Origin of the sequence: Phocaeicola sp. GP0067, assembly GCF_031119655.1 — a bacterium.
Taxonomy (GTDB): domain Bacteria; phylum Bacteroidota; class Bacteroidia; order Bacteroidales; family Bacteroidaceae; genus Phocaeicola; species Phocaeicola vulgatus.
In genome coordinates this window covers 96,614-112,576 of sequence record NZ_JAVHZY010000014.1, presented here as the reverse complement: position 1 = coordinate 112,576, position 15,963 = coordinate 96,614, and the positions used below count along the sequence as shown (strand labels likewise).

The window sequence follows — 15,963 nt, the reverse complement described above, 5'->3', positions numbered from 1 at the left end:
TAACTCCATAAGCTATGAATTTGGAAACAAAGATAACAATTTATAAATTTACCCCTCAGCTTTTTACATTGACCCAAAGCATTCTTTCGGTGTACTATTCGGTGTACCTAGTCTTATGCTTACATATGTGATATCCTCATGCTCTCAAAAAAGATCAAGAACTTTTCAAAAAAGACGACGACGTTTTTAAAAAAGAACAGGAACTTTTTTAAAAACGTCGTCGTCTTTTTTATTGTTACCAATGCATCGTAAACCGTCGTTCTGTGGAGGTACAGACCTTTCATGCGTACTTTTTGCGGGGAAAAAGCCTAAAACACCCTACTTTATATCAAGTCGAAACGATCTATAAGAAAATGGTATGTGGCTGAAAACAAGTAATTTATGTGGAAATATACTTCAAAACATTGTGAGAGTATGAGAGCATGAATGAGAGCAATTTTTTTTATCTTTACTACATAAACCGTTAATAATAAACCTGTTATATATGCAGTGAGGGCATGAGGGTATACATGGCTCGAACTTTTCTTTGGAATATGCAAAACGGCTATATTCCACGATATAGGAATATATGCCGTTTTGATAGAGGGGAAATTTTTTATGGTATATAATTCCAATAATCCATATTTGTAATGATTTGAACTATAATTTTACGATCTCCTTCTCGTATTTCGTTGGGAGCATTCTGAGATGCATACGATATTTTTGCGCCCACTCCTTTTGCTTTTAACATTTTATTGGGAACTCCTTTCTTTATAAGTGCATTGACTACAGCGTCTGCACGTTTTTGGGATAGATCCATATTGTATTGTGATGATCCTTTTGCATCAGTACATCCTGTGATGAGATATTTTTTGCTTGTGTCTGTCAGCATAATTTGAGCTATTTCATCAATGATAGTAGCTGCTTTAGGAGTTATTTCTGTTTTATCAAACTCAAAATAGATATTGTTGAATAAATCACATAAAACATTGGGCTGGCTTGGAGTTTCTACAATTTGTTTCATGATTATAGGTTTTTCTATAACTTTTTCTATGATTTTTTCCACATATTGAATTTCCGGTTTGACTTTTAGGGATTTACCACCAATGCGCCACATCAATCGAATGCTTCCTTGCCATGAATTGGCTATATGTTTGTATGGCATGATGAGGTAGTCTCCTTGGAGTCCTATGCCAATGTTGTCATTAAGCCACGTATTCACGCCTATTCCCAATGAAATAGGGATAAGATTTTGTTTATCTTTCCCTTCTTTAGTATAATCATTTGACAGATTCCATTCCATCTCCTCACTGTTGAATTCTTCCATCCCCTTATAGTTGATCTTAAAATTCTTGTACATATAGTTGGCTCCCATCCGTAGGAAAGGATCAATATAATTTGAATGGAGATATTCACCTAGACGCCACTGTAAACCGATTCCTGCCATACCTAGCCATCTTGATTCTTTACCGTTACGGACAGGATCGGAACTGTAGTCTAATGTTCCTTGTAAATCTAGATAAAAATGAGAGTTAAGTTCACGAGCAAAATATAGATTTCCTCCAAAAATAAAATCTTTTTTATTAGTACCTACAGTGTAACCGCCTTTATTATTAGTATGGAAATTAATGACATTAAAACGTGTCATTTGAAGTCCGGTTGCGCCTATACCTATTTCCCATGCTTTTTTATTATTATCGGCTGCTCCATTCTTTGCATTTTGTTGTGCATTTATAGGTAAACCGAAACATAATACTGAGGTAAAGCATAGTATGAGATGGATTTTATGTATATATATTTTCTTCATATTTTTATTCTTCATAGATAACTTGTACTTCGGGCAACTCATAAGAGCTGCTATAGTTTTCAATAATAAATGTTTTTTCATCCTTTCCTTTTCGGAGATAACCTTGATAATATCTATAGAAATATGAACTGTTGCCACTGTCAATGTATATGGATGAATTTAAAAATGGTGCGAATACTTTGAACGTTGGAACTTCTGCAGAAGATCTGTTATTAGAACTTGATGCTTCTTGTGAGCCAGCTGTTGAGGTATATCTGAATGTGATATATGCCATTTTAAGTTTGCTGGCTTCTTCTTCAGTATACGCTATCGGTTCTACATAGTCCATTCCATTTTCTTTAACGACACGTGTGGTCGATGATTTGTAAATTCTTGTAAAGTCTATTTTTGAAAAATCCAATTCACCTTCAGCAGATGAGAAACTGGGTGCTTCTCCATTGGATATTATTTTTAATTTTAATGTTTTTAGCGTAGGTCCCATTTGATAAGGAGCTAATAAACAAACACCATTCCATTGGAAAGTTTCTCCATAATAAGGTTCTCTAGCTTTTACAGTGTAATAAACGTCACTTCCATCCCAATATTCAGATTGATTGTTTTTGAATTTTCCGGGATTTTCTTGAATGAACCGATAGGTATAAATATAGTAATAATATCCTCCATTATTTGAACTAGAGCCTTGGCTTGAATATAGTTTTTTATCTGACAAAATACTGTTGGGATTATTTTTGTCAGAGACTCTATATGCGTCTAAATTCCTTGAACCACTATTAGGTAAATAAGAAGGGATATTTTGCCATTGGTCTTCCGGATTAACTTTTCGTTGTATATAGAAATATAGATACTGATAATCGTATAATGAATTTGAATTATCGCGGAGGATCATTCTCATGCGTACTCTATTAGGAACATATGTGTTTTTAGCGGATTCTTGCGGCAACTTTCCGGCTAGGGTTACTTCTTTTACCGTTCCCCAGCGTAAGTTTATGTCTTGTATTTCGGGTAAATCTTCTTTAGGTACAATAAACTCTCCGTTTTCATTGGTAATGTAAGTTTTTTCCGCATTGATACCCGGCATGCCTTTTACTTGAGCTTTTGGTGCGATTTGTCCAGTTTCATCATATACTTTATAGAGTACACCTCCATCAGTTGTGCGTACATATTCACCATATTCTGATTGAGAATATTGTGCAATAACATTAGGTATACCCTTAATGATGGTAACTTCTGTTCCCGGTTTTCCTGGTTCTCCGGGTTTGCCGTCTTTGCCATCTTCTCCGTCTTTGCCATCTTTCCCGTGTAGATAGTCATAAAAATCCTTTAACGTATTTTTTTCACAGTCCCATACTCCACCATTTTTGTGGTCAATAAGTGCATCTGTTGTACCGCAAAATTTAGCTAAGTCATTTTTCCACAGTTCATGTGCTGATAAACCATTGCTTCCGTTTATTCCGTCTTTACCAGCTAAATAATTGAAAAAATCATATTCTGAAACTTTGTCAGAAGGCCATTTTTGTCCTGGATTTTTAGGATCATTCATATTGCCTGTTCCTACAGTTTCTTTCCATAGTTCATAAGCGGATTTTCCATTGTTACCATTTGTTCCACTGAGGTAAGTGTAAAAATCTGCCATTGTAATTTTATCTTTGGACCATGCTGAATTATTTTTGTCTTTGATTTTATCATTTTTGACGTCATTTACCCATAATTCGTATGCAGATGCTCCGTTAACTCCTTTTTCTCCTTGAGCTTTTATTCTTGTATCAGTAGTACCTATCCACCAATTTCCGTTATTACCTATATGGGGAGATACGCCATCATCTCCTTTCTCTCCTTGAGCTTTTATTCCTGTATCGGTGGTGCCTATCCACCAGTTCCCATTTTTTATCACCGGGGTAAGTCCGTCCGCTCCTTTATCACCTTGTTCTCCTTTGGGACCTTGCACTGCAATCCCTGTATTGGATGTGCCTATCCACCAGTATCCGTCTTTAATGAAAGGGGTTAATCCATCGCTTCCTTTTTCTCCTTGAGCTTTTATTTTTGTATCGGATGTATTGATCCACCAGTTTCCATTAGGACCAATATAAGGGGATGTTCCGTCTTTACCATTTTCTCCTTTTTGACCTTGAGCCGGAAAATTTGTATCACGATTGCCAATATACCAATTACCATTTTCACCAACATGTGGAGTAATACCATTTTCACCATCTTTCCCTTTTAAATATAAAAAGAAATGTTCCATTGTTGTTTGGTCTTTGGGCCAATTTATATTGCCGCCAGCAACAGATTGTTTCCATAATTCATAGGCGGAAAATCCGTCTTTGCCATTAATTCCATCCTTTCCATCTTTGCCGATAGCTTTGATTTTTGTATCTTTATTGCCGATATACCAATTCCCATTTTCGCCAATATGAGGTGATTCTCCGTCTCTTCCGCTAAGAAAATCCCAAAAATCGGCTTCTGTATTTTTTGAAGAAGGCCAAATGAGCGAAGGGTCATGAGGGTTGGTGACATTACCTTGGGTGATCAGGATTTTCCATTGATCGTATGCAGACATTCCATCTTTTCCTTTGTCTCCTTTTTCTCCTTTAATATAAACTAAAAAGTCTGCTAAATCAACTTGGGTGGAAGGCCAGTTTATATGACCGGTTTCAACTTCTTCTTTCCATATCTCATAAGCGGATTTGCCATTGGTTCCCTGAGGACCTTGGGGTAATTCAAAATCAATACTGCTGCACGAGAAAAAAAATGTGCAAAGTAGCACTGATAATACATAAATTTTGCATTTCTTCTTTGTATACATGACTGTAAATTATTAAAAATGAATTGTTCTTTGTTGTTACATATTGGATAAACTCCGTTCTGCTTTATTGAATATTGTATCGTTGGGGGGCATGCAATTTTATATTTTAGGTTATTCTGCTGTGTGCGATTTACATTATAATAATATTCACATTTTATTTGGGTGCAAAGTTCTATATTTGGTACTAAAAAGAAGTTGCGTATTTAAAAGATTTGTTTGCATATAATCAGTTCTTTCTTTTATATCTGCATAAAAAGGTTTCCTATTTTTCTAAATGTTCGTTTTGGGATAGTTTTAAATGGTAGATGCTTTATATGATTTTACAGAGGGGTATATGTGATAAGTTTTCCATATATTGATGGTGGATTATGATTAGGTTTTGTGATATTTGTTATTATAGATGTATAGAAACTCTTAAAATAGATCCATATACCGAGATCAGGAAACAAACTTATTATTAGCTTTAGTGTGTATGATGGAGATAACTATATTCATAATCTTTAGGATGCGGGATGTTTGTTTAATCGTTTGCAGAAACTGAATATGTTTCAAGAGAAGGTGTATCTCTTGATTCTTCTCCTTTTTTACGTATTTCGTTAGGAGTAGCTCCGATATTTCTTTTACAGTAGGTTGTAAAATGGGAGAAAGTCTTGAAATGATAGTCCAGCATTATTTGTTTGATGGGTAAAGTACTTTTTTTTAATTTGAATTCAATTTCATAAGATGTTTGTTTTTGTAACCATTGATATGGTGTATCTCCATGGAAGTTTTTTTTGAATAACTGTGTGAAAACAGTATCATTATATCCACATAAAACAGCTAGTTCTTTGGCTGTTCTGCAAGCTTTGTAATGTGTCATGACGGATACGAAGAATTGAAGGTCGTTAGATAGCGCATCACGGAAAATGGAGGCAATTTCATTCTTCTTATAGCAAATTTTAAATAATGAGAACAATTCATATTCTTTGGCTCGATGTAAGTCGGGAATTTCTGTTCCATTTTTCATGTAATCGACCAGCAAATCTAAGTAGGAACGCATTAACGGATAAATGGGAAGGACTTCTACCGGTTTTACTTCTTCGATGGATATATCTTGCAGATACTCTATTGTTCTGCTATGTAGATAAGGAGCCACAATATTACATGCATGAATGACAAGTTGTACTTCATCCATTGCCTTGATTTTACATTGATGCAGGCTGCTGATGAAGAAAAATTCATTCTGCATTGCCATCAGAGGCATGGATTCTATATGATCTCTGAATAGGCATAATGACCCTTTTAGAACAAAACAAACTTGAAACTCATGGGTTTCGTTCAAGTTTTGGATAATCTCTCCTTTACTTATATGAAGACACCTGAATTGGCTGAATCTGGATAGCGCAAGAGGATCACGGTATAAATTCTTTAGTAAAAATAGCATTTCCATACATTATAAACATTTTAAGATAAAAAAAGTTTTGATACATCTATCCCGGACAAATATAACTTGATATTTAAAATGTTTTAAAGCTATAGGAGGAATATGCAACTAAATCATTGCTAATATGAAATTGAATCTTCTGTTTAAGAAAGAGTTTATCAACATATGAAATTATAAGGTATTTAAGGCCGGATGCTTTGGATGGTAGCTTATAAAGTGGAAGATGCTTACTGATTTTTTTATGAGTGAATGTAAATAAGTGATTTGGAATAGAGATAAATCTAAGGATCTTTTTCTTATTGCTATGAACAATAAGGAAATTACAAATAAAAATCCGAATATAAGGCCGCTCATGTGATACTGATTACTAAGTATCGATTATATAAGTATTCCCCATCTTCGGGAGTATGGTTCAAAGTACAAAGCAACCATTGGCATAATGGATTATTTGTGTCGTGGGAACAATAGAAGTAAATAAGGAATGACGGACTACCTATAAGTAGGGTAAGTACTGTCAGAATCTCTATTGTTCTATGATGAAGTGTCTTGTTCACAGGCATTTCATGATGTGTCAATTTAATCATGCTTGCTTTTTTTACAAAATTGGTTATAGAAATACATACTGATAATACCTATTAATGGTGATAATTTTCGGCTTTATACCTAAAAATAAGTACTCGTGTATTTTATGATGTATATGATTATCAGTAATAAAACCCCAATTTTTAGGTATTGTGTACTCTTGGTGGCAAGGGTAACTTTGCAACAAATTTGAAAACATAAAATAATAACTATTAATCAATAAAACTAAAGTATTATGAAATTGAAAAACTTTTTAGCGATGATGGCTATTGCATTGTGTGCAGTAGCATGTAGTGACAATGATGATAAAAAGGAAGATACCGTGATTCCGGCTCAGGAGGTTGCTGGTATTTACAATGGAACATTATCACTCTCAGTATCAGGAAATGATCAAGGAACGTCAGACAGTCAGGTGAAAATTACTGCGGAAGAAGGGGGAACTGTTCAAGTTCTTCTAGTTGGCGGTGCTGGTGAAGGAATGATGTCATTGCCGGATATTGCTATACCTGGAATTAAAGTGCATACCTCCGATAATGTCACTTATATTTTGCCGGAAAGTGCTGTTGATGTAACTGTTGGTTCTGTAAAATATACAGGAAGTTTACAAGGAACGATTAAGGATGAAAAGGCTGATCTGATCTTTACACTAAAGCCGGGAGCCATGCCTATGGCTATTACTGCGACTTTTGTAGGCACTAAATAGCATGAAAAGATATCTCTCTATTATAACCATACTGGGAATGATGCTTTTGCCATTCTCGGCATGTGATGGTATTTTGGAAGGAATATATGATAGTCCTGCTGCTTCGGATAGTAATGAATTGGGTTTTATAAGAACAGACCCTTCTACCCATTCGGGTACTATTTATATTGATGCTACTGATTATAGACGTTGGACTTTTATCGATTTCCATACACAAAAAGTAGATTCTGTAAATGTGACGGATTCTGAACAGAAAGAACCGGAGGAATGGGATATTGCTGTCCATCGTTATGATGTTAAAACCAATGCTGGAGCAGTATTGGAAACCGGTTTCACAGGTTTTTCCGCTTTACGGAATGCGGATGCGATGCCCGAAGGAGCCTATGTGGAGGATGTTTGGACTACCGCTAAGATAGCCATTGATATGTCAGGTATGATGGATGGTAATATTGTTTATATGGCATCCTATTATAATGAAGAACTATCCAAATGGTTGAATGTTGATAAAAGTAATATGCCACCTACCTATACTCTTTCAAACAAGGTTTATATGGTAAAGCTGAAAGATGGAACTTATGCGGCTGTTCGTCTCACAAATTATATGAATGCTAGTGGTGTAAAAGGCTTCATGACTATTGATTATATTTATCCGTTTGAATTGTAAACCGACATACGATATGCATAGACTACTCAGAAACGTGTGCTTGATACTGTGTTGGCTGATGGCGGTATCAGTATCAGCACAACGAATTATTTCGGGAACTGTATTTGATGAAAATAAAGAACCTCTGACGGGAGCAACAGTTTCCGTAAAAGAAAAAGTAACTTTGGGAACCACTACGGATACACAGGGAAAATACATGTTGAAATTACCCGATAATAGAGAATATACTCTACAGGTTTCATACATGGGGTATATCTCGCAGACTCATAAAGTGTCTGTCAGTAAAACAGGTAAAGTTGATTTTATACTGAAAGAAGATGCTGTAAATATGGAAACTGTAGTTGTAACGGGAACCCGTACTCCGAAACTCCTGAAAGATGTTCCCATTGTAACTCGTGTCATTACTGCCGATGAAATAAAAAAAGTAGATGCTACCCATATTGGAGATTTACTTCAGGCAGAACTGCCGGGAATTGAATTCTCTTATTCCATGGACCAGCAAGTTTCTCTCAATATGCAAGGATTTGGTGGAAATGCTGTACTTTTTCTGGTTGATGGTGAGCGTCTGGCAGGTGAGACTTTGGATAATATAGACTACAACCGATTGAATATGAGCAATGTGGAGCGTATTGAAATTGTAAAAGGTGCGGCTTCTTCACTCTATGGTTCGAATGCGGTAGGAGGAGTGGTAAACATCATAAGTAAAGTGCCTGCGGAGCCTTGGACTGTGAATCTCAATGGACGTTACGGGGCTTATAATGAGCAGCGTTATGGAGGAACAATAGGTTTCAATGTTGGAAAATTCAATAGTGTGACTAATGTACAGCATACCCAAGTAGATGAAAAAGATTTGGCAGATGGAAAAACAAATGAGGAAACGGAGGATTGGGCATTTAAAAAGGTGTATGGTGATAAAACTTGGAATTTCAAAGAACGTTTGGTCTATACTGCTAATGACCATCTGAAACTGACGGCACGTGCCGGATATTTTTTTCGTGAACGTGAGAAGTCACAGACTAGTAAAGACCGTTATCGCGACTTCAGTGGTGGGGTGAAAGGAAATTATGTATTGGATAAAGATAAGGATCTGGAAATAGCTTATTCTTTCGACCAGTATGATAAGAGCGACTACTTGCCGCAAGATGCTAATGATGTACGTGATTATAGTAATGTACAACATTCGGTTCATACTTTTTATAATCATACTTTTGTCGGTAAGCATATTCTCACCGTGGGTGGTGATTATATGCGTGATTATTTAATGTCCTATCAGTTTGCCAATAATGGAAGTAAACATCAGTATACAGTGGACGGCTTTGCACAGTTTGACTGGAACCCGACGAAATATTTCAATGTCATCACAGGATTACGTTTTGATTATTATTCAGATTCCGATATTAATCATTTCTCTCCCAAATTAGGACTGATGTATAAAATAGGAAACTGTTCATTGAGAGGTTCCTATGCCGGTGGTTTCCGAGCTCCTACTTTGAAAGAAATGTATATGAATTTTGATATGGCAAGTATTTTTATGATTTATGGTAATCCTGACTTGAAGCCTGAAACCAGCCATAATTTTTCTCTTTCGGCAGAATATATGAAAGGTCGTTATAATTTGACGGTGACAGGTTTCTATAATGTAGTTGATAATCGTATCACTACGGCGTGGAGTGAGGCGTTGAAAGGGCAGGTATATACCAATATATCAAATATCAGGATATCCGGTGCCGAGGCAAATGCTTCCGTCAAATATCCTTGTGGACTGTCGGCACGTTTATCTTACGCCTATACACACGAGAATATAAAGAAAGGGCAACCTGTCATTTCAAGTACTCGCCCGCATACGGCTACTGTCCGTCTTGAGTATGACAAGCATTGGAAGAACTATGCGTTTAATGTTGCTTTGAACGGACGCTTTCTGTCCAAGGTGAATACAGAGGAATATACTTCGAACACTTCTTATGAAGAAACTGAGAAGGTGACCTATCCGGCGTATACAATGTGGAAGCTTACGTTGTCTCAGAAAGTATGGAAAGGTGTTGATATGACTTTGGCGGTAGACAACCTGTTTAATTATGTCCCTTTCCGTTATTATAATAATTCGCCTGCTACTAAAGGAACAACTTTTTCAGCCGGTTTGTCATTGGATATAGAACAATTGTTCAAATGAAATTTGGCTGCTAATACTAAATAAACTATGTGATTTAAATAAAGATATGAAGAAGAAACAATTATTGATTGGCGGAGGGATAGCAGTCATCTTGCTGCTTTTGTTTGGTGTATGGAATCTTTGGTTCAGTGCAACTAGAGTGGCTTTCATCAACTATCAGGTAATCAGTTTAGGGCAGATATCTAAAGCTAATGACAACTCATTTATTAAAATCAGTGAACTGAGCACAGATGATCTGAACCGATTGACCGGTTATGATATGGTATTTATCAATGCCATGGGATTAAGGATTACTGAAGAGCAACGGGCGCAAATACAAAAAGCAGCCGATGGTGGTCTGCCGGTATTGACTACTGCCGCTACCAATCCTGCAAACAAGATTATTTCATTGGATTCCATCCAAGCGGATACATTGAAACATTATCTGTCTAATGGAGGACGTCGTAACTATCGCAGTATGCTGAATTATGTGCGTGTGCATATTGATAAAAAACTATTCTCTGTGTCTGAACCGGAAGCCGTAATGAAACGTGCCGATGATGTGCTTTATCACATGGATCCAAAGAAACCCGAAGACGAAGAGTTGGGTTTCAATACGGTAGCCGGATACAATACTTTTCTGCAACATAACGGCTTGTGGAAAGAGAATGCTCCGCGTATTATTGTGACCGGTCCGATGGGTGAACCTTCCGGGCTTATTGCTAAATTGGAGGAAACTGGCAATATGGTTTATCCTATACGTTCCATGCGTTCTTTTATTCAGAACCATGGAATTGATTCTGTCCGTCCGTCTGCTATTATCAATATGGCGCATGGACGTATGGGTGAACCTATTGTAGATTATCTGGCGAAACAGAATATACCGCTTTTCTCTCCATTGAATGTAAATCGCTTGGTAGAGGAGTGGGAGAGGGACAAGATGGGGATGAATGGCGGCTTTATGTCACAAAGTATTGTTACTCCCGAGATAGATGGAGCTATTCGTCCGTTCGCTCTTTTTGGACATTATAAGGATGAGGAGGGTTTGCAACACGCTTATGCTATTCCAGAACGCTTGGAAACTTTTGTAGAAACAGTTAATAACTATATTGCTCTGCAGCGTAAACCCAATAGTGAGAAACGCGTTGCTATTTATTATTATAAAGGTCCTGGTCAGAATGCACTGACTGCGGGTGGTATGGAAGTGGTTCCTTCACTTTATAACTTGTTGCAGCGTATGAAACGCGAGGGCTACAAGGTGGACGGTTTGCCTACCTCTTCGAAAGAATTGGAACAGATGATACAATCTCAAGGAGCCGTATTTGGTTCGTATGCCGAAGGAGCTTTTGATCGGTTTATGGAAACCGGCAAGCCCGAACTCATAACAAAAGAACAATATGAGAGTTGGATAAAGAAATCCATTCGTCCTGAAATGTATGCCGAAGTAATAGCTGCCAATGGTGAATTTCCCGGAGCATATATGACTACTTCCGACGGCCGTTTAGGAGTAGCTCGTTTGCAATTTGGAAATGTGGTGCTCTTGCCACAGAATGCGGCCGGTAGTGGGGATAATGCATTTAAAGTAGTACATGGAACCAATGCAGCTCCTCCACATACTTATATTGCTTCTTATCTGTGGACACAATTCGGATTTAAAGCTGATGCGTTGATTCATTTCGGTACTCATGGCAGTTTAGAGTTCACTCCGCGCAAACAAGTTGCTTTGTGCAGCAATGACTGGTCCGACCGTCTGGTAGGTGCATTACCTCATTTTTATATTTATTCCATCGGCAATGTAGGTGAAGGGATGATTGCTAAGCGTCGTTCATATGCGGGATTGCAATCTTATCTTACTCCACCTTTTATGGAAAGTAGTGTCCGCACCATTTATCGTGAACTGACTGAGGCTGTCAAAACATACAATAATTTACTTCCGGCCGATGGGCAGGCTGTACTGTCTACCGGAAATAAAGACGCTTTGAACCGTGCTTCATTGGCGGTAAAGAAACTCACGGTGAAACTGGGCATCCATCGTGAATTGGAATTGGATAGTCTTCTTACTGTTCCTTATGCCGAGGAAGATATTCAGCGTATAGAAAATTTTGCAGAGGAACTGGCAAATGAGAAGATTACAGGTCAGCTGTATACGATGGGGATTCCTTATGAACCCATTCGTATTACTTCCAGTGTGTATGCTATGGCTACCGAGCCGATAGCCTATAGTCTGTTGGCATTAGATAAACTACGTAATCGTGCGGACGGACAGGTAGAGAAACATCGCACTCTTTTTACTCAGCGTTATTTAGAACCTGCACGTGATTTGGTCACTCGTCTGTTGGCTGATCCATCGTTGGCTTCTGATGAATTGATTTGCCGTATTACTGGCATTACTTCCGATGAACTTGCTAAAGCACATGAAATCAATAAATCCCGTAATACTTCTCAAGGCATGATGGCCATGATGATGGCATTAGCTGAAGAAGCTCCGGCTGAGGCTAAAACACATGCTGATATGAGCAGTGGAATAATGCAGGCTGACCAAAGCGGATGTTCGAAAAGGAATAGCATATCCGGGTCTATGAAAGAGAAAATGAAGGAAATAGCGAAAGGTATGAATCCTGAGAAAGCTATGGAACTTGCAAAAAAAATGGGTGCAAGCCCTGAAGCTTTAAAGAAAATGGAAACAGGAATGTACAAGAGCCGTGCTGTAGGTATGAATACACTGGCCAAAGATACGGTTACAATGAAAACAACTTCTCGAGGAAAACGTGAAAAAGCGGATAGTGATAAATTCGGAGGCATGGAAGCGATGATGAAAGCTATGATGTCCAAGAAAAAAGAATATTCTAAAGAGGAGATGAATTTTGCTTTGGCTGTCGTGGAAGTAGAACGTACCTTGAAGAATGTGGGCAATTATAAGAGTGCTCTTTTGGAAAGTCCGGAAAGAGAATTGACCTCTATGGTGAATGCGTTGAACGGAGGATATACGCAGCCTTCACCGGGTGGTGATCCCATCGCCAATCCTAATACATTACCTACAGGACGAAATCTTTTCGCTATCAATGCTGAAGAAACTCCGTCGGAATCTGCATGGGAAAAAGGAAAACAATTGGCTGACAACACTATCGAAATGTATCGCCGTCGTCATAATGACTCTGTTCCTCGTAAAGTAAGTTATACATTATGGAGTGGAGAATTTATAGAAACCGGCGGTGCTACTATTGCACAGGTGCTTTATATGCTGGGTGTAGAGCCTGTTCGTGATACGTTTGGGCGTGTGACGGATCTTCGTCTGATTCCTTCTGCTGAATTAGGCCGTCCTCGTATTGATGTGGTAGTGCAGACTAGCGGGCAGCTGCGAGATATTGCCGCTTCACGTCTGTTTCTTATTAATCGTGCCGTAGAGATGGCAGCCAATGCTAGAGAAGATCAATTTGAAAATCAAGTAGCAGCAGGTGTTGTGGAAGCTGAACGTGTATTAATAGAAAAAGGTCTGACTCCAAAAGAGGCCCGTGAAATGTCTACTTTCCGTGTGTTCGGAGGAGTGAATGGTAATTATGGTACGGGTATACAAAGTATGGTGCAATCTGGTGACCGTTGGGAAAGTGAAAAGGAAATCGCCGATGTTTATTTGAATAATATGGGTGCTTTTTATGGTAGTGAAAAGAATTGGGAAACTGTTCGCCAATTTGCTTTGGAAGCTGCTTTGACACGTACGGATGCGGTTATTCAGCCACGTCAAAGCAATACATGGGGTGCATTAAGTCTGGATCATGTGTATGAGTTTATGGGAGGTATGAATCTTGCTGTCCGTAATGTGACCGGTAAAGATCCTGATGCGTATCTGAGCGACTATCGTAACCGTAACAATGCCCGTATGCAAGAGGTGAAAGAAGCTATTGGTATAGAGAGCCGTACCACAATATTCAATCCTACTTATATTAAGGAAAAAATGAAAGGGGAGGCTGGCGCAGCTAATACTTTTGCTGAGATTGTGCAAAATACGTATGGTTGGAATGTCATGAAACCTCAGGCTGTTGATAAGGAAATGTGGAATGAGATATATGATGTGTATGTAAAGGATAAATTTAACTTGGGAGTGCAGGATTATTTTGAAAAGCAGAACCCTGCCGCTTTGGAAGAAATGACTGCGGTAATGATGGAAACTATCCGTAAAGGAATGTGGCAGGCTAGCGGGCAACAGATAGCGGATATTGCCAAACTACATACCGATTTGGTGAATAAATATAAACCGTCTTGTTCTGGTTTTGTTTGTGATAATGCCAAATTACGTCAGTTCATAGCTTCTAAAACGGATGCACAGACTGCATCCCGGTATAAGGAAAACATCAGTCAGATACGTGAAGTTGCTGCTTCAAAAGAGCAAAAGGGTATGGTGATGAAAAAAGAAGAGATGAATACAGTCGGTACGGAACAACAGACGAATACGGTAAGCAATACTGTTGTTTGTGTTGTAGTGGTGGCTGCTGTTCTTGTTTTAATTGTATTGGTGCGTTGTCGCCGTAAAAAAATGCAGGAATAACAGGCTATGGAAACAGTTGTAGTTGTTCTTATGATATTGGTCTGTTTCAATTTTATGATGAAACAGACATTTCGTAAACGAGGATCGGTTGCAGCAATAGCTGTTGTAGCCACCCTCTTTGTGGGACTGATGTGGCCATATGCTATTCAGCAGTCTAAGACACAGATTGCTGATTGGTTGGCAAATGTCCAATTGATGCTTGACACTTCGGTGGTGCTTACAGTGGAAGTTGCCTTACAGATGGCTTTTTGTATGTTGGCTGTTCATGTGCTTACTACAGGGCCTGTTAAGAAACGTACTCTTTTGGCTTACCGTGCTTTACGTTGGTTTCCGGGGATTTTGATATTTCCTGTCTTGTTTAGCGGATTAGTATATCTTATCTTCTCTTTTTCGGGTGTTTCCTTTTCTCTTGTCGCATGGAGTATGGCGGCAGGTGTATTGATATTGATTTCTGCAGGCACATTGTTTCTTCGTTATCTTTTGCCGGAAAAGGAATTACGGTTGGAGCTATTGTTCCTCACTAATGCATTGACCGCCATATTGGGAATTATTGCTACTGTAAATGGTCGTACCGCCGTAACAGGTGTAAGCGAGGTGGATTGGGGGGCATTGACCGGCTTGATAATTATGCTGGCAGGTGGAGGGCTCATTGGATTGGTTATATATAAATATAGACGAATAAAAACAAACATTTAAAACTTATTGACATTATGAATCTTATATCAGACATTCTGTTTTGGATTTCGAACGGACTTTTAGTCCCTGTTGTTGTATTGCTTATTATTCTTTTCATCCGTTCGCTATTATTGATAGGCAGTTTTTTCGGGCAGTATCTGGCTATTCGGCGTACGGATGCGTTGTTGCGTCAACAGCTTGATACACTGACTATAGATACTTTGCCCGAATTGGAAGGCAAACTTCCTGTGAAGTCGAACTCGTTGGTCATTGCGTATATCCGTCGGGTGTTGGAGACAAAAGACCGTCCGGCACATGTGCAGCGCCTGTTGGCTGATTTTGAAATTACTGCTGATAAGGATTTGGCTATTTCAAAAACATTGACCAAGATGGGACCGATGCTTGGATTGATGGGTACATTGATTCCAATGGGACCTGCTTTGGTGGGACTTTCTACTGGTGATATCGCTTCTATGGCGTATAATATGCAGGTCGCTTTTGCTACGACTGTAGTTGGTCTGTTTTCTAGTGCTATCGGTTTCATAACCCAGCAGGTGAAGCAACGCTGGTATTTACAGGATATGACTAATCTGGAATTCCTTTCTGAATTGCTCACTGAAAAACGTACAGCTTGA

10 protein-coding genes are annotated in these 15,963 nt (G+C 38.4%); 6 read left to right on the top strand and 4 right to left on the bottom strand.

Annotated features, from left to right (window positions below; translation table 11 throughout):
* Positions 1 to 595: 595 nt before the first annotated feature.
* The 4 genes from RE317_RS12485 to RE317_RS12470 form a co-directional block, all read right to left on the bottom strand.
* On the bottom strand, positions 596 to 1,786 hold the full coding sequence (locus RE317_RS12485; RefSeq protein WP_008668029.1) for an OmpA family protein: 1,191 nt from the start codon (positions 1,784 to 1,786) through the stop codon (positions 596 to 598).
* Between the two features lie 4 nt (positions 1,787 to 1,790).
* Complete coding sequence (locus RE317_RS12480) at positions 1,791 to 4,589, bottom strand: hypothetical protein (RefSeq protein ID WP_008668030.1); 2,799 nt, start codon at positions 4,587 to 4,589, stop codon at positions 1,791 to 1,793.
* Positions 4,590 to 5,109: 520 nt separating this feature from the next.
* Entirely contained in the window at positions 5,110 to 6,018 is a 909-nt protein-coding gene (locus RE317_RS12475) for an AraC family transcriptional regulator (protein WP_005848809.1), read from the bottom strand.
* 344 nt (positions 6,019 to 6,362) lie between these two features.
* Entirely contained in the window at positions 6,363 to 6,596 is a 234-nt protein-coding gene (locus RE317_RS12470; RefSeq protein ID WP_016270013.1) for a hypothetical protein, read from the bottom strand.
* 233 nt (positions 6,597 to 6,829) lie between these two features.
* Here RE317_RS12470 and RE317_RS12465 point away from each other — a divergent pair, with 233 nt between their 5' ends.
* From RE317_RS12465 to RE317_RS12440, 6 genes are read left to right on the top strand one after another with little or no spacing between them, the layout of a single operon-like run.
* On the top strand, positions 6,830 to 7,297 hold the full coding sequence (locus RE317_RS12465; protein WP_005839054.1) for a calycin-like domain-containing protein: 468 nt from the start codon (positions 6,830 to 6,832) through the stop codon (positions 7,295 to 7,297).
* 1 nt (position 7,298) lies between these two features.
* Positions 7,299 to 7,961: an HmuY family protein gene (locus RE317_RS12460; RefSeq protein WP_008781846.1), complete on the top strand. Its 663-nt coding sequence runs from the start codon at positions 7,299 to 7,301 to the stop codon at positions 7,959 to 7,961.
* Between the two features lie 13 nt (positions 7,962 to 7,974).
* A complete protein-coding gene (locus tag RE317_RS12455) occupies positions 7,975 to 10,131 on the top strand; it encodes a TonB-dependent receptor (protein ID WP_005848805.1) in 2,157 nt (718 codons plus the stop codon).
* A 46-nt stretch (positions 10,132 to 10,177) separates the two neighbouring features.
* Positions 10,178 to 14,653 carry a cobaltochelatase subunit CobN gene (locus RE317_RS12450; RefSeq protein WP_117873475.1) on the top strand — a complete coding sequence of 1,492 codons (4,476 nt, stop codon included), beginning with the start codon at positions 10,178 to 10,180 and terminating at the stop codon, positions 14,651 to 14,653.
* 6 nt (positions 14,654 to 14,659) lie between these two features.
* Complete coding sequence (locus RE317_RS12445) at positions 14,660 to 15,349, top strand: hypothetical protein (protein ID WP_008668035.1); 690 nt, start codon at positions 14,660 to 14,662, stop codon at positions 15,347 to 15,349.
* A 14-nt stretch (positions 15,350 to 15,363) separates the two neighbouring features.
* Positions 15,364 to 15,963: a MotA/TolQ/ExbB proton channel family protein gene (locus tag RE317_RS12440; RefSeq protein WP_008668036.1), complete on the top strand. Its 600-nt coding sequence runs from the start codon at positions 15,364 to 15,366 to the stop codon at positions 15,961 to 15,963.

Excerpts from the sequence above, each read along its gene's own strand:
- RE317_RS12445 (WP_008668035.1), top strand. The coding sequence starts at position 14,660 with ATGGAAACAGTTGTAGTTGTTCTTATGATATTGGTCTGTTTCAATTTT.
- RE317_RS12475 (WP_005848809.1), bottom strand. The coding sequence starts at position 6,018 with ATGGAAATGCTATTTTTACTAAAGAATTTATACCGTGATCCTCTTGCG.
- RE317_RS12480 (WP_008668030.1), bottom strand. The coding sequence starts at position 4,589 with ATGTATACAAAGAAGAAATGCAAAATTTATGTATTATCAGTGCTACTT.
- RE317_RS12450 (WP_117873475.1), top strand. The coding sequence starts at position 10,178 with ATGAAGAAGAAACAATTATTGATTGGCGGAGGGATAGCAGTCATCTTG.
- RE317_RS12485 (WP_008668029.1), bottom strand. The coding sequence starts at position 1,786 with ATGAAGAAAATATATATACATAAAATCCATCTCATACTATGCTTTACC.
- RE317_RS12455 (WP_005848805.1), top strand. The coding sequence starts at position 7,975 with ATGCATAGACTACTCAGAAACGTGTGCTTGATACTGTGTTGGCTGATG.
- RE317_RS12460 (WP_008781846.1), top strand. The coding sequence starts at position 7,299 with ATGAAAAGATATCTCTCTATTATAACCATACTGGGAATGATGCTTTTG.
- RE317_RS12440 (WP_008668036.1), top strand. The coding sequence starts at position 15,364 with ATGAATCTTATATCAGACATTCTGTTTTGGATTTCGAACGGACTTTTA.
- RE317_RS12465 (WP_005839054.1), top strand. The coding sequence starts at position 6,830 with ATGAAATTGAAAAACTTTTTAGCGATGATGGCTATTGCATTGTGTGCA.
- RE317_RS12470 (WP_016270013.1), bottom strand. The coding sequence starts at position 6,596 with ATGATTAAATTGACACATCATGAAATGCCTGTGAACAAGACACTTCAT.